We start from the raw sequence: 14,498 nt of genomic DNA, 5'->3' as shown, positions 1-14,498 counted from the left end.
ACGAGAATTGGCATCATGAGTATCTTGAATTGTCAGTCACGAACGCTTCGCAGGGCCAAGCTGGCAACCGGCTGGAGATCGGATGTCCGTCGCCCGTGATCTGTGGATCAGCGTGTGATCGCCTGCTGCCGTTTCGCGAGGGCTTCGCTGAAACGCTTCTTCACCGGGCCCAGCGCCTTGACGAATTCAAGTTGCTCGCCTTCCGGACCCTTGCAATAGATCAGTTCCCAGCCGTTCGAGGGCTCCTCGGTGACCCGGTTCGTATTGGCGCTCTGCGGCGCGGCTTTCCTTTCCGCCTCGGTCGTGACCCGGACCGTCCGGTTTGCCCTCACCCGCGTCAGGCCGCGGCGAGCGGATTCGGCTTCGAGGTCGGTGATGAACTTGTTGAAATCGACATCGTCGCGAACATAGAAGCAGATATGCATCATGCGCGGAAACGCGGGACTCATGTGCTCCACCGGTTCGGCAAAGCTCTTCGAAGTGCCCATCGGCTGATCGGACTCGCGATACTGCAGCAGCTCAAGCACCATGTTGTCGAATTGAATGAAGCGGACATCCAGCCGCTGCGCGCCGCTCCGCAAATCGGGGACCCCGATGGTACGGGGATTGACCCCACGAGCGTTCGCCTCAATCTCCTAGTCGGCCAGCAGGTGTTATGCACTCCGTCACCTTTGAAATCGCCGTGACGGAAAACTTCGGTACCGCCCAGTACGTCAGTATAGAACTGATAGGCCCGCTCCATGTTCTGCACCGTAAGTCCGAAGTGCTGGACACCCTGGAGTCGCGCGCCAAGCGGCGCCTGGTTGCGTTCGACAGCCGACATTGCATCCGTGCCCTGAGCTGCGGCGACTGCGGCGGGGCGCGTGCTGGCGGCAACACCGGTCACCACGGCAGCACCGACCGCTCGAAGCACGCTACGGCGCCCCGTTCCCGTCGCGTTGTCCCGGTTGTCCGTCATGTCCGTCTCCTTGGCCGTTGTTTGATTCACGAGCAGTTCCTGTCGGTCGACGCGCAGCCGAGCCGAAAAGTCGGAGCGCCGATTGCGCCGTTCAATCGGCGGGAAGCGGCGCGGCGGGATTGACCAGACCTGCCGAACGGAGTTCGTGCCAGAAATCGGCAGGGATGGATTCGAGGAGAGCTGCGCGATCCTCAGCGATGCGGCTCGGACGGCTCGCGCCCGGAATGACGGCCTGAACCACCGGATTCGCCAGCGCAAACTGCAAGCCCGCTGCTTTCATGCTGATGCCGTAGCGGTCAGCGATCGCCTTGATCCGCGCCACCTTGCCGAGGATCTCGGGAGCCGCCGGAGCATACTCGAAATTCGGGCCGCCGACGAGTGCCCCGGAACTGTAGGGACCGCCGACGACGATTGCGAGCTCGTGCTCTGCGACCATCGGCATTACCCTCTGAAGCGCCCGTGCGTGGTCGAGGAGCGTGTAACGGCCCGCGAGAAGAAACCCGTCAGGACGCGGGCCTTCCAGCCCAAGCAGCAGTTCGATCGGTTCAACGCGGTTGACGCCGAGCCCCCATCCCTTGATCACACCCTCGTCGCGGAGCCGGTCAAGCGCCTTGAAGGCGCCCTTGCGCGCATCTTCGAAGACCGACAGCCACTCGTCGCCGTAGAAATCCTGCGCGACGTCGTGCACGAAAACGATATCGATACGGTCGGTGCCTAGCCGCCGCTTCAGGCTGTCGTCGATCGAGCGCAACGTGGCATCGCGCGAGTAGTCGTTCACAATCTTGTTGGGGCGTCCATATCTGAAGACGCCGCCCTTCTCGCCGAGGTCGCGGGCACCCAGATCCTCGATCTCGTCCTGAATCAGACGACCGACCTTGGTGCTGATCACGTAGTCCCCGCGCGGCTTGGCGGCCAGGGCAGCGCTCATGCGGATTTCTGCGAGACCTGCGCCGTAAAAGGGGGCAGTGTCGAAATAACGGATGCCATCGTCCCAGGCCGCGTTCACCGTCGCGAGCGCTTCCTGCTCCGGAATGTCGCGAAACATGTTGCCGAGTGGCGCCGCGCCGAAGCCAAGCCTGCTGGACAGAATATCCCTAAGGGCCATAGCGCATGTCCTTCGTTGTGGCAGGCGAAGCCATTCGTCGAGGGATGATCGCGAGAACGTCGACTGCAGCAATCGCAGTTAGATGAGCCATCACTAGATCGCGCGCCCATTGTGGTATTTTCGATTCTTGCGAGATGACGGACGCATCTTGCTCATTCGGCGCGAGATCAGCTTTCGAAACTGGCGGGCGCATTGCCAAGCCCTTGCCATGCTTGCCTTTTACCTCTTTTAACCGCCCCGCCTCTGGACACGCATGCGGCGGTTTGTGAGAAATCCCTGAGCGGGCAGCGATCGAGACTGCGACTGTCCGCTGGATGAAATCATCGCTCGCTCGCGTACGGGGCCGGGACGGAGGTCATGATGGCGTTCGTCACGCATGGAGATCAAAAATATCAGAACAGCGAGAAGCTCGCGAAGACCAGCGAGTGGCCTGCGCTGAGCATTGAACACCGGAAATTCGAGGCGGGCCACCAAGCAACCCCCGCCCCCATTTGCACCGAACTCGTCATGCTGCTGTCAGGCGGCGGGATGGTCCACCGGATCGGCAATGGCGAAGTCCAGAAGAGCCTGGCCCGGCCGGGCATGAGCTACCTCGTACCGGCGGGTACGCAGGAGAGCCATCTCGAGCTTTCGGACCGGATGGAATGTCTCCATCTCTACCTTCCGCCGGCGCTGCTGGACCAAAGCGCCCTTGCCGACTTCGATATCGATCCGGCGAAGGTCGAGATCGCCTATGCCCACGGCCTGCCAGACCAGGTTCTCTTCCACGTCTGCTCGCCCTTGCGTGACCTGCTCCATCGTCCGCGCCAGCCGACAGATGCGTTGTTTGTGGAAGGCATCCAGGTCGCGCTCGCGGCGCATCTTCTGGCGCATTACACGATCGACCGCTGGCGGCCGCCCGAGAAATCACCGTCGCTCGATGAGCGACGGCTTCAACGCGTGCTCGACCATATCGAGGCCTCGCTCGGCCTTGACATCAGGCTTGATGAGTTGGCGGCGCAAGCCTGCCTCAGTCCCTATCATTTTTCGAGGCTTTTTCGCGAGGCGACAGGCCTCTCGCCACACCGCTACGTGACCGATCGGCGCGTCCAGGCCGCGCGGCAAGAACTGGCACGCAACCATTCGTCGCTGGTCGACATTGCGCTGGAGTTCGGTTTCGGGTCCCAAGCCAATTTCACGCGCGTGTTCCGCAAGGCCACCACCCTCACACCGGGGCACTACCGCGAGCTGTGCTGCGGCCCGCTCGACGTCAGGACCGACCGCATCGCTGCGGGACTCGGCAGAGATTGCGCATGAAAGCGCAGGATTCGGCAATACCGCTCGGCACGCATGAGACAGTGCTGTTGGGGCGAACAAATGGATGTCCCGATCGCAAGCGGCCACATGTCGATCGGCGTGAGGGAAGCAAGATGTCAGGACACCAGTTCCAACACGACCGCATCAACAATCCGCCAAGGACGTAGCGACATGATCGAACTCACGGTCAATGGGATCAAGCGCCAGGTTGACGTCGTACCCGAAATGCCCCTGCTCTGGGTGTTGCGCGACGAACTCGGCATTACAAGCCCGAAGTACGGTTGCGGTGTCGCGCAATGCGGCGCCTGCACTGTGCATATTGATGGAAAGGCCGTTCGATCCTGTCAGTCGCGCATCGGCGAAGTCGCGGGAAAGTCGGTGGTCACGATCGAAGGATTGGAGAACAGGGATCAGCATCCGGTTCTTCAAGCTTGGATCGAACATCAGGTCCCACAATGCGGCTACTGCCAGACCGGCCAGATCATGCAGGCCATCTCGCTGCTTGAACGCGCTTCCAAGCCGACGGATGAGCTTATCGACCAAGTGATGTCCGGCAATCTGTGCCGGTGCGGCACCTACCCGCGTATCCGCGCTGCGATCCACGCGGCTGCCGCAAAGAAAATGGCGGAGAAGTGAGATGGAGGACATCAAGAATATTTCCCGTCGCGCTTTCGTTTTCGGCTCCGCCGCGATAGCGGGCGGAATAGCTTTCGGCTCCTACGGCGATGCGGCCATGGCTGCTACGGCAACGAACGGCAATCCCCTGGCCGCGGGGCTCGGGCCGAACTCAGTCACCTTCAATCCCTGGGTCGAGATCAGCCCGGACAAGATAACGCTCATTGCCCAACACGCTGATATTGGTCAGGGCGTCGGCTCGGCGCAGCCGATCCTGATTGCAGAAGAGATGGACCTCGACCCAGGTCAATTCGAGGTTCGCTTCGCTGGGCCGAGTCCCGCTTACTTCAACACCGGATTTGCCAATGAGAATGCGCCCTTCCTGTCGGCGGACCATAGCCCGGCGGCGGAGGCCGCGCGTGCCGACGCGCTCGAAGCTTTGCGAAAGTCGGGCCTGCAAATGACTGGCGGGTCAAGCTCGATTCCGGACACCTACGAAAAGTTGCGTATCGCCGGCGCGGTCGCGCGCGAAACGCTCAAGGCTGCAGCGGCCAAGCGTTCCGGTGTCGCGCTGGCCGACATCAACACGCAGTCTGGCCACGTCATCCTGCCCAATGGGACCAAGATTCCCTATGTCGAACTTGCGGCGGAGGCCGCTCGGATCGCGCCGGTGCTCGATGCGAAGCCGCGCGATCCGTCCAAATGGCGAATGGTCGGCAAGCCGATGATGCGCCTCGACGTCCGATCGAAGGTCATGGGCGAGCTGAAATTCGGTATCGACAAGAAGATAGACGGCATGATGTATGCCGCCGTCAAATTGAACCCCAACAAGGGCCAGCCGCTGAAATCTTACGAGGCAGGCAAGGCGCAGTCGATGCCGGGGGTCAAGAAGATCCTCAAATTGAAGAACGGCGTCGCTGTGATCGCAACCAACAGCTGGTACGCCATGAAGGCGGTCGATGCCATCCAATGCGTGTGGGCGCCCTCGATCTACCCTGCCGAACAGGCCGGCCATTGGAAAGTCCTTGAAGGATCGTTCAAGCCGCAGTTCCTGGGCAAGGAATGGCGGAAAGTCGGGGACGTAGAGGCTGGGCTGAAACAGGGCACGCTCGTCAAAGCCGAATATCGCGCGCCTTATGTCGGGCATCAGCCTCTGGAGCCGCTCAGTGGGCTTGCCATTGTCTCCGATTCCGGCATGGAGATCTGGGTCGGCCATCAGAGCCCTCAGGCCGTCCAAAGCATCGCGGCAGCTGCCATCGGCCTCAAGCCGGAACAGGTGACGTTCCACAATCAGTGGACCGGTGGAAGCTTCGGTCACCGTCTGGAATTCGAGAATATCCGCGTCCTGGCCGAGATCGCCAATCAGATGCGGGGAACGCCGATCAAGCTGGTCTTTTCGCGCGAGCAGGACTTCCTGCAGGACATCCCGAGGCAGATTGCAATCGCCCGCCACAGAGGCAGTGTCGACAAGGGGAAGATCGTCGCGGCCGATCTGCAATTGGCATCGACGGCTCCGCTGAAAGGGTTGCTCGAACGGATGGGAGCGCCGTCGAAGGACCCCGACCCGCAGTTAGCCGCCGGTCTGTGGAACGTCTATTACGACCTGCCCCATTTCCGGGCCACGAGCTATGAAGCGCAAGGGCTGTCGCCAAGCACCACATGGCGGTCGGTCGGAGCCTCGACGGCCGGCTTTTTCACCGAGAGCTTCATCGACGAGCTGATCCACGCGGCGGGGCTTGATCCGTTGAAGGCGCGCATCGCGATGTGCTCCGTTCCCACCTACCGCAAGGTGCTGGAGACGGTTGCGGAGATGTCGAACTGGAACGGGCCACTCGGCAACGGCAGAGGCCGGGGCGTCGCGTTCGTGGAATCCTTCGGGACACCGACGGCCGAGGTCATCGAGGTCACAATGACCGACAAAGGCGTCAGGATCGACAAAGTCTGGGTCGCCGTCGATGTCGGCAAGGTCGTCGATCCCGTGAATCTGGAAAGCCAGGTGCAGGGAGGTGTGGTCTGGGGACTCGGCCATGCCATGAACTGCCAGCTCACCTACGCCAAGGGTGCGGTCCAGCAAACCAACTACAACCACCACGAAGCGATGCGAATCTATCAATGTCCGGTCATCGAAGTCCGCGCACTCGAGAACGACCCGAAAGTACGCGGCATCGGCGAGCCTCCCGTTCCTCCGGCCGCGCCCGCGCTCGCCAACGCGATATTCGCGGCTACAGGCAAGCGCATCCGCGAAATGCCGTTCAACAAGTTCATTGATTTCGTGTGAGGCAGAGCCATGAAAATATCGCTGATTGCGCTCGTCATCGCTGCTTCATCCGTCGCGGTCCTCACAGGCATTGTCGCGGCGAAGGACGAGGTTGCCAAAGATGTGCTGCGGCCGGGCAGCGTCAGCCGCAGCGAGGGTTTGAAGGCCTGGAATCGGATTGAAGCGGTGGTGACACATCCCCGCTGCGCGAATTGCCACGTCGACGCCAAGGCGATTCCGATCTGGACGCCGGCCGGCGAAACCAAACCTCGCGTGCATGGCATGAACATCCACGGCGGAGAAAGCCGCAAGGGCGAGGAGGCGGTCCCTTGCTCGACCTGTCACATGACTTCCACGCAAGCAAACGAGCCGGCTCCCGCTCCGCCCCGCGCCGGGATCGATTGGCAACTCGCTCCCGTTGCTTTCATCTGGTTCGGAAAGAGCGGCGCCGAGATCTGCGCGCAACTGAAGGACCCCAAGCGCAATGGCGGCCGCGACGCCGCCGGGCTGGTGGAGCATCTGCGCCATGACGCGTCATTGAGCGGCTTCATTCCGCGCGGTTGGGCGCCCGGCGCGGGCCGGACGACGCCTCCAGGCAGTTTCGAGGAACATGTCAAGGACGTCGCCTTGTGGGGGGCGGCCGGGCAACCTTGTCCGAATTGAGCGATCGGTTTTGCCGCATGCGAGGGCTGGATACGAACATATGACCGGCATTGTCTGTGGACTTGAGACGGCCATCGCCCGCGCGCACGGCCGGCACAGTTGCGCAGCAGCGTGTTGAGCCCGATCAGATCAGGCTCGACCTGCCGCGGCTGAGAACCTCGCCTGCGCCTTTGGTGCCGACGATCCTGCCGTGTTCGTACACCACCCGGCCACGGGCGATCGTCGTTACCGGCCATCCCGTGACGTCGAACCCTTCCCATGGCGTGTAGTCCGAGCCGTGATGCAGATCGGCCTGCCGAATAGGTTTCTTCAATTTGGCATCCCAGAGCACGATATCCGCATCGAAGCCGACGCCGATCGAGCCCTTGCGCGGATAGAGGCCGTAGATACGTGCATGGTTAGTCGCGGTGAGCTCGACGAATTTTTGCAAGCTGATCCGTCCCTTCGATACGCCTTCGGAGAACAGGATCGGCAGCCGGGTCTCGATACCCGGAATACCGTTCGGCACCCAGCGGAACGAGGTTCGACCGTTCGGCGTCAGCTTGCCCTTGGGATCGTCGTAGCGGAACGGGCAGTGGTCGGACGAGAAGGTCTGGAACACGCCTGATGTGATGCCCTCCCAGATCGCCTGCTGGCTTTTGGCATCGCGGGGCGGCGGCGAGCAGACATATTTCGCACCTGACATGTCCATGTTCAGGCCCTTCATGTCGTCGGCCGTCAGCGTGATGTATTGCGGGCAGGTCTCGGCATGCACGGGCAACCCGCGCTGCTGGGCCCAGCGCACCTGCTCCATCGCCTCACGGCCGGAGACGTGGACGATCATGATGGGGACACCGACGATTTCGGCATGGCTGATAGCGCGATGCGCCGCCTCGCGCTCGACGGCCTGCGGCCGGGACACACCATGGAAATACGGGGCGATATGCCCCTCTCGCTCGAGTTTCGAGGTGAGAAAACGGATGGCGTCGTACCCCTCGCAATGGACCATCACCAGCGCTTCCTCGCGGCGCGCGACCTCGAACACTTCGAGCAGCTGCTGGTCGCTCAGCACGAGGTCGTCATAGGTCATGAACACCTTGAACGAGGTGTAGCCGTCCTTCACCAGCGCCGGCAGCTCCTGCCCGAGCACGACCGCGGTCGGATCGGAGATGATGAGGTGGAACGCCGTGTCGATATAGCATTCGCCTTCGGCGAGTTTGCGGTAGTTTTCGACGCAGGTTCGGAGCGACGTGCCCTTCTCTTGAAGCGCGAAGGGCAACACCATGGTGTTGCCGCCGGCGGCTGCCGAACGCGTCGCCGACGCGAAATCATCGGCCATCACCACGTCGGGACCGGACGGTTGCGAGATGTGGACATGGCTGTCGATCCCACCCGGCAGCGCCAGCAGACCGGTTGCGTCGATCTCGCGCGCTGCGCCCTCGACGCTCTCGGCGATGCTGACGATGCGGCCGTCGCGAATGCCAATATCGGCGCGGAACTCGTCGCCGGCCGTCACGATGGTGCCGCCGCGAACGGCGAGATCGAGTTGCGCCACAGGAGTCTCCATCACTTGATGACCGGCATGGTCTGGAATATCCTGCCCCATTCCGCAAGAGCCGCAACGTCGCCGCCGGCGAGGCTCAGGGTCCGCCACAGCGTGACAGCGACGGAATCCAGCACGGTGATATCCAATTCCCGTTCGAGCGAAGCGGCCAGCGCGGCGCCGTCGAGGTTGGTGCAGAGGATAACGATCGCGTCGGCGCCTTCCGCAGCCACGGCACGGATCATGTCCGCGATCGTTGCAGGCGCGACCTCGCCGAAAGAGAAATTGTCGCGCAAGCCCAGATGCCGCTCCGCATGCGAGGTGATGCCCTCCTGAGCCCACACGTCCGCGATCCGCCGCTGCACGTCGTCCGTATAGGGCGAGACCAGGCCGACACGCTTGGCGCCAAGTGCGCGGGCGGCATCGATGCAGGCGAGTGTGGAGGTCGTTGCCGGCACGCTCGCGCGCGCTGTGATCGCCTCGCAAAGGCTCCGGTCGCGGTCGATGCCAAGCCAGCTCGCGGACGTGCCGTTCCAGGCGATGGCATCGACTTTTGCATCGGCGAGCAAATCCGCTGCGGGCAGCATCACCGAGGCGTCGAACTGGTTCAGCGCGGCGGCGTCGAGCGCAATCTCGGTAACGCGGAAGCGTGAGAAATGCGCAGTGACGCCGTCGACGCCGGCGAGCATCGCACTGGTGACGGGCTCGAGCACCGAATTGGAGGATGGCGTGATCATGCCGAGACGCTTGCGCAGTACTAACATCGATCGCCTTCGCTCCATTTGCGGCGAAGCGCGACTGCGCTCCTCAGCAGGATCATCCGCATCCCTCGCACCCGCGCAACCCGCAATCTGCATACTGCATGCAATTTGTTCGATATGCTTTTATTTTGAGCTACATACGTCTCCTAATTGAGCACGGGTTTGACAGAGATTGGATTAGATTGCGCGCAAGCAGCGAGGCTTGCGTGCAGCAAAAATCCGAACCGAACCAGGGCCGAAAGTCGCCCAAACTCAAGCGGATGGGCCTGCATGAGCGCGCCGCTGCGCGGATGCGGACGATGATCATTCGCGGCGAGCTGGCGCCGGGATCGCAGACCCAGGAGACAAGGCTCTCGAAGGAGCTGGGCGTATCGCGCACCCCGCTGCGCGAGGCGATGAAGGTACTCGCGGCCGAAGGACTGATCGAGCTTCGCCCCAACCGCAGCCCGCGCATTGCCGGCATCGCGGTCGGCGGCATCTCGGAATTGTTCGAGGCGCTGGCCGGCATCGAACGTCTGGCCGCCGAGCTCGCCGCGGAGCGCGCCACCGAGCGCGATCTCGCCCGCCTGCGCACGCTTCAGACCCGCATGGAAGGCCATCATCGCAACGGCAAGCTCGACGAGTACTTCGCCATCAACGGCGAGATCCACAACACCATCGTCCGCATGGCGCGCAACACGCCGCTGCGCGAGGCGCACGAGACGCTGATCTCCCGCGCCGAACGCGCGCGTTACCTCGCGCTCGGCGCCGACCGCCGCTGGAGCAATTCGGTCGACGAGCACGCCGGTATCCTGGCGGCTATCGAGGCGCGCGACAGCGAAGCGGCCGGCCGCCTGCTCGGCGCCCATGTCCACCGCACCGGCACTGCGCTGCTCGAAGTCATCGCGGCCTCTCAAGCCAACCGGACGGCGGCGTAACCATGAAGCTGCTGCTGCTCAACCCGAACACCAGCACCGAAGTCACGCAACTGATGACGGGAGTCGGGCAGCGCGCGGCTGCGCCAGGGACCGAGCTGATCCCCTGCACCGCGACCCGCGGCGTGCCCTACATCTCGACGCGCACCGAGGCGCAGATCGGCGGCGCCATTGCGCTTGAGATGCTGGCCGAGCAGCATCGCAATGTCGACGCCGCGATCATCGCCGCCTTCGGCGACCCCGGCCTGTTCGCCGCGCGCGAAACTTTTGACATTCCCGTGGTCGGCATGGCGGAAGCAGCGATGCTGACCGCCTGCATGGCCGGGCGCCGCTTCGCCATCGTCACCTTCGCCCAGGCGCTTGGCCCCTGGTACGAGGAATGCGTCCGCGCCCACGGGCTCTGGGAGCGTTGTGCCGGTATCCGCATGCTCGATACGCCGTTCCAGGCGATCTCCGAGGTCGGCACCGAGAAGGAGGATGTGCTGGTCGATCTCGCCCGGCGCGCGATCGTGGAAGACGATGCGGACGTGTTGATTTTTGCAGGTGCGCCGCTCTCGGGCCTCGCTGAGCGCGTCGCCGACCGGATCCCCGTCCCCGTCGTCGATCAAGTCATCGCCTCGGTGAAGCAGGCCGAGGCCCTGGTGGCGCTGCGCCTGTGCAAGGCAATTGCAGGCACGTACCGCCGTCCCGCCGCCAAACCCACGCTTGGCCTTGCCGATGCGCTCGCCGCCCGGCTTGAGCATCGCGACAGCTAGGGGAGCTTCGGCCAGCGATGCGAAAAACCAAGTTCGTTCTGGATGGCACGGCCGAAGGCAAACAGACGGGATTCGCATCCCGGTGGTGCGATGATCTGGATGCCGAACGGCAACTCGTTCTCCCCTCGCGGCGCCGGCATGGTCAGGACCGGGAAACCGACCAGCGACACGATGAAGGTGACGGCGAGATAGTCGATCGGCGTCTCCAGCGCCGCGCCATCGATCACGGTGACGTCGCTGATCTCATTTGGCCAGGGCAGAACGGACGCCGCCGGCGCGACCAGGAAATCGGCGCGGCTGAACAGCTCGCGGAAGCTGCGGTAGATCGCGGTGCGGCGCCGTTCGGCGTTGAGATAGTCCTCCGCGGCGAGCTTTGCGCCCGCCTCGATGTTCCAGATCACGGTGGGCGTGAGCTCGGCGCGGCGCGCCCTCAGCAGCTCGCCATAGCTGTTGGCGATGTGCGCGGCGCGCAGCGTCCGAAATGTCTCGATCGCACCGCCGCAATCGGGCGACGCGGCCGCGACATCGGCCGCGGCCGCGAGCGCCTCGCACGCCGCGGCGAACCGCGCACGGACCTCGCGTGCAACAGGCGCGACAGCGAAATCGGGGGTCACCGCAATTCTGGGACGTCTTGCGATCGGCCGATCGTCGGTGACGACGCCGACCGAAAGCGGATCATTCGCGTCGCCTCCCCCACAGACCGACAGCGCGAGTTCGAGATCGTCGACATCGCGGGCGAGGAAGCCATGGGTGGCGAGCATGTCCCAGCCGAGGGGGCGATGCGGCGACGGGATGCGGCCGGGCGTCGGACGGATCGAAGCGACGTCGCAGAAGCTTGCGGGTGTACGCACGGAGCCGCCGAAATCGGTGCCATGCGCCAGCGGCACCATGCCGGCCGCGACCGCAACAGCGGAGCCGCCGGACGAACCGCCCGAGGTCAGCGCGGAATCGAACGGATTGCGGGTCGGGCCGCACAATTTGTTGGTGCATACCGCGCCGAAGCCGAATTCCGGCGTGTTGGTCTTGCCCAGAATGATCGCACCAGCGCGCCGCAGCCGCGCGACCACGAGATCGTCCTCAGCCGGAACGTGATCACGAAACAGAACCGACCCATAAGTGGTCGCGAGCCCCGCCGTGTCCGTGAGGTCCTTGAGCCCTACGGGCAGCCCATGCAGTGCGCCGACCGGCGCCGGCGCGGCGTCGCAGATATCCGCGGCACGGCGGGCCCCCTCCGCATCGACAGTCACGAATGCCGCCAATTGCACGTCTTGGTGCGCAATCCGTTCGAGATGCGCCTCGACAACCTCGCGCGACGACAGCTCGCCCTTCGCAATGGCGCGCGCAAGGACCGTGGCAGTGAGGTCGCAAACCGATCGATCCGATGTCATTGCGCCACAATGCCAAAACTCGCAGCGAAAAGCGACCGTCGCGGGCACGAGACTTGCTTTCTTACTCGGGTGAACGGGAGGCAACATCATGGCTGAAGCGCAAGGCGGCCGATCGCTCGTCGTCGACGCCGTCACCCACCGTTATCCGAGCGGCGCGCTCGCGGTCGAGAACATCAATCTCGACATCAAGGGCGGCGAGATCATCGCTCTGCTCGGGCCGTCCGGCTGCGGCAAGACAACACTGCTACGCATCATCGCCGGCTTCATCGCGCAGACGCAGGGACGGATCATCATCGGCGACGACATCGTCGACGCGCTGCCGCCGAACCGCCGCGCGGTCGGCATCGTGTTCCAGAACTACGCACTGTTCCCCCATCTCAGCATCAGCGAGAATGTCGCTTACGGGCTGGCCGCGCGCGGCATCGACAAAGCGACCCGCCAGCGCGAAGCGCAGCGCCTGCTGGATCTGGTGCAGCTGCCGACCATGTCGGAACGGTTGCCACGTCAGCTCTCCGGCGGCCAGCAGCAGCGCGTGGCGCTCGCTCGCGCGCTGGCGATCAAGCCGTCGATCCTGCTGCTCGACGAGCCCTTTGCCGCGCTCGACAAGAATTTGCGGCTCGACATGCAGATCGAAGTCAAGCGGCTCCAGCGTGTCTCCGGCATCACCACGCTGATCGTGACCCACGACCAGGAAGAGGCGCTGTCGATGGCTGATCGCGTCGCCGTGCTCAGCCACGGCAAGCTCGAACAGTTCGGATCGCCGTCCGACGTCTATGACCGGCCGCAAACGCTGTTCGTGAACACTTTCGTCGGCGCCAGCAATCGCATGCCCGGCGTCGTCGTCTCGGCGGATCGAACGGCGGCAAAAGTCCGCCTCGACGCCGGCGCGGAAATCATCGCGCGTCCCGCCGGCGGCGCCCTCACCGAAGGCGGCCGCGTCACCGTGTGCATACGCCCCGAGCATCTGCAGTTCGTCGGTGACGAGACCGGCTTTGCCGGCGTGGTCGGCATGTCGCTGCCGCTAGGGGCCACGGTCGTGCACGAAGTCACCACCGCCGACGGCTCCGGCGTCAAGATCTCCCAGGCGCGCATCGGCGAGACGCGCACGCTGGAGAGCGGCGCCGCGGTGCGCCTTGCTCCGCTCGCTCCGTCGCTCGCCAACGCCTTTCCTGCAACGCTTTAGATCCAATCTTTGTCCAGAGGGAGTTCGACCATGATCATGAACCGCCGAAGTCTGATGACGACCGCACTCACACTCGGCGCCATGAAGGCGTTTCCCGGATTGAGCTACGCCCAGGCCCGCCCGCTGGTGTTCGCGACCTTCACCGGAAGCTGGGAGGAGGCGCACAAGGCCGTGCTGGTGCCGGCCTTCCGCAAGGCCAACGCGGACGCCGCGATGGTGCTCGACCCCATGCTCTCGGTCGACCAGATCGCCAAGGTGAACGCCGCCAAGGCCAATCCGCCGATCGACGTCATGCTGCACGATCCCGGTCCGGCGCTGGTCGCGATCGGCCAGGATCTCGTCGAGCCATACCCCGTCGAGAAGAGCGCCTATTACAAGGACCTGATCGCCGAGGCGCAGGAGCCGATGGGCCCGGCCCCGTTCTTCCAGGTCGTCGGCCTTACCTACAATCCGGAAGCCGTCAAGACGCCGCCGACCTCCTGGGCCGATCTGTGGAAGCCCGAGTTCAAGGGCCGCGTCGGCATCACCAACCTCAACTCGACGCTCGGCACCGGTTGGCTCGTCGAGATTGCCAAGATGCGCGGCGGCTCGGAGGCCAATGTCGATCCCGGCTTCAAGGCGATCGAGGAGCTGAAGCCCAATCTCGCCGCGGTCGCCGCTAACCCCGGCGCGCTCGCCACCCTGTTCCAGCAGGGCCAGATCGATATCTCGCCCGGTAATTTCAACGCCATCCAGATCCTGAAAGCGCGCGGCGTGCCGGTCGAGTTCGTGGCTCCGAAGGAAGGCGCCATCGCGTTCAAGACCACGATCCACATCGTCAAGAACTCGCCCAACCGCGAGCTCGCCTTCAAGCTGATCGAGGCGTCGTTGACGCCGGAGGTACAGACCACGCTGATGAACCCGCCCTACCTAATCGTGCCGACCAATTCCAAGGTGACGATGGGCGGCGAGATCGCGCGCGTGCTCGCCAAGGACACCGCGGAGCTGAAGCAGAAATTCGTGTTCCAGGACTGGAAGAAGATCAACGAGCAGCGCTCGGCCTGGATCGAGCGCTTCAACCGCGAGATCAAGATCTAATACC

At 63.8% G+C, this 14,498-nt stretch carries 15 protein-coding genes; 9 read left to right on the top strand and 6 right to left on the bottom strand.

The genetic code is table 11. The features are described from left to right. Positions 1 to 107: 107 nt before the first annotated feature. Both ABIB66_RS04045 and ABIB66_RS04040 read right to left on the bottom strand, forming a co-directional pair. Positions 108 to 449 carry a hypothetical protein gene (locus ABIB66_RS04045; protein ID WP_354055714.1) on the bottom strand — a complete coding sequence of 114 codons (342 nt, stop codon included), beginning with the start codon at positions 447 to 449 and terminating at the stop codon, positions 108 to 110. Next, positions 446 to 742, bottom strand: a complete 297-nt coding sequence (locus ABIB66_RS04040; protein ID WP_354057493.1) for a hypothetical protein — start codon at positions 740 to 742, stop codon at positions 446 to 448. The genes ABIB66_RS04045 and ABIB66_RS04040 overlap by 4 nt, the downstream gene beginning before the upstream one ends. Between ABIB66_RS04040 and ABIB66_RS04035 the strand changes: the two genes are divergently transcribed. Further along, on the top strand, positions 656 to 1,081 hold the full coding sequence (locus ABIB66_RS04035; protein ID WP_275167477.1) for a hypothetical protein: 426 nt from the start codon (positions 656 to 658) through the stop codon (positions 1,079 to 1,081). The two genes, ABIB66_RS04040 and ABIB66_RS04035, sit on opposite strands and share 87 nt — an antisense overlap. Here ABIB66_RS04035 and ABIB66_RS04030 read toward each other — a convergent pair. Continuing rightward, on the bottom strand, positions 1,050 to 2,063 hold the full coding sequence (locus ABIB66_RS04030; protein WP_354204372.1) for an aldo/keto reductase: 1,014 nt from the start codon (positions 2,061 to 2,063) through the stop codon (positions 1,050 to 1,052). The two genes, ABIB66_RS04035 and ABIB66_RS04030, sit on opposite strands and share 32 nt — an antisense overlap. 357 nt (positions 2,064 to 2,420) lie before the next feature. Between ABIB66_RS04030 and ABIB66_RS04025 the strand changes: the two genes are divergently transcribed. The 4 genes from ABIB66_RS04025 (at position 2,421) to ABIB66_RS04010 (ending at position 6,894) form a co-directional block, all read left to right on the top strand. Further along, positions 2,421 to 3,359 carry a helix-turn-helix domain-containing protein gene (locus tag ABIB66_RS04025; RefSeq protein WP_502917375.1) on the top strand — a complete coding sequence of 313 codons (939 nt, stop codon included), beginning with the start codon at positions 2,421 to 2,423 and terminating at the stop codon, positions 3,357 to 3,359. Positions 3,360 to 3,530: 171 nt separating this feature from the next. Continuing rightward, the gene (locus tag ABIB66_RS04020; protein ID WP_354204374.1) at positions 3,531 to 3,995 is read left to right on the top strand and encodes a (2Fe-2S)-binding protein; all 465 of its coding nucleotides are present in this window, start codon (positions 3,531 to 3,533) and stop codon (positions 3,993 to 3,995) included. Between the two features lies 1 nt (position 3,996). After that, positions 3,997 to 6,252 carry a xanthine dehydrogenase family protein molybdopterin-binding subunit gene (locus tag ABIB66_RS04015; RefSeq protein ID WP_354204376.1) on the top strand — a complete coding sequence of 752 codons (2,256 nt, stop codon included), beginning with the start codon at positions 3,997 to 3,999 and terminating at the stop codon, positions 6,250 to 6,252. Positions 6,253 to 6,354: 102 nt separating this feature from the next. Next, the gene (locus ABIB66_RS04010; protein WP_354204378.1) at positions 6,355 to 6,894 is read left to right on the top strand and encodes a hypothetical protein; all 540 of its coding nucleotides are present in this window, start codon (positions 6,355 to 6,357) and stop codon (positions 6,892 to 6,894) included. A gap of 124 nt (positions 6,895 to 7,018) precedes the next feature. Here the strand turns inward: ABIB66_RS04010 and hydA are convergent, their stop codons facing one another. Further along, positions 7,019 to 8,479, bottom strand: a complete 1,461-nt coding sequence (hydA, locus tag ABIB66_RS04005; RefSeq protein WP_354204380.1) for a dihydropyrimidinase — start codon at positions 8,477 to 8,479, stop codon at positions 7,019 to 7,021. Further along, on the bottom strand, positions 8,440 to 9,180 hold the full coding sequence (locus ABIB66_RS04000) for a maleate cis-trans isomerase family protein (RefSeq protein WP_354254161.1): 741 nt from the start codon (positions 9,178 to 9,180) through the stop codon (positions 8,440 to 8,442). Before ABIB66_RS04000 ends, hydA begins: the two co-directional genes overlap by 40 nt. Before the next feature lie 203 nt (positions 9,181 to 9,383). Between ABIB66_RS04000 and ABIB66_RS03995 the strand changes: the two genes are divergently transcribed. Next, positions 9,384 to 10,094 carry a GntR family transcriptional regulator gene (locus ABIB66_RS03995; RefSeq protein WP_354204385.1) on the top strand — a complete coding sequence of 237 codons (711 nt, stop codon included), beginning with the start codon at positions 9,384 to 9,386 and terminating at the stop codon, positions 10,092 to 10,094. Between the two features lie 2 nt (positions 10,095 to 10,096). Continuing rightward, positions 10,097 to 10,846 carry an aspartate/glutamate racemase family protein gene (locus tag ABIB66_RS03990; RefSeq protein ID WP_354204387.1) on the top strand — a complete coding sequence of 250 codons (750 nt, stop codon included), beginning with the start codon at positions 10,097 to 10,099 and terminating at the stop codon, positions 10,844 to 10,846. Here ABIB66_RS03990 and ABIB66_RS03985 read toward each other — a convergent pair. After that, the gene (locus tag ABIB66_RS03985; RefSeq protein ID WP_354204389.1) at positions 10,843 to 12,234 is read right to left on the bottom strand and encodes an amidase; all 1,392 of its coding nucleotides are present in this window, start codon (positions 12,232 to 12,234) and stop codon (positions 10,843 to 10,845) included. The two genes, ABIB66_RS03990 and ABIB66_RS03985, sit on opposite strands and share 4 nt — an antisense overlap. 88 nt (positions 12,235 to 12,322) lie before the next feature. Between ABIB66_RS03985 and ABIB66_RS03980 the strand changes: the two genes are divergently transcribed. Beyond that, entirely contained in the window at positions 12,323 to 13,417 is a 1,095-nt protein-coding gene (locus ABIB66_RS03980) for an ABC transporter ATP-binding protein (protein WP_354204391.1), read from the top strand. A gap of 30 nt (positions 13,418 to 13,447) precedes the next feature. Then, positions 13,448 to 14,494 carry an ABC transporter substrate-binding protein gene (locus ABIB66_RS03975; RefSeq protein WP_008138281.1) on the top strand — a complete coding sequence of 349 codons (1,047 nt, stop codon included), beginning with the start codon at positions 13,448 to 13,450 and terminating at the stop codon, positions 14,492 to 14,494. Positions 14,495 to 14,498: the final 4 nt, after the last annotated feature.

The sequence above is a fragment of the Bradyrhizobium sp. F1.13.3 genome (assembly GCF_040548265.1).
Classification (GTDB): Bacteria; Pseudomonadota; Alphaproteobacteria; order Rhizobiales; family Xanthobacteraceae; genus Bradyrhizobium.
The sequence above is the reverse complement of the archived record's forward strand: the minus strand, read 5'-3'. Positions and strand labels throughout refer to the sequence as shown.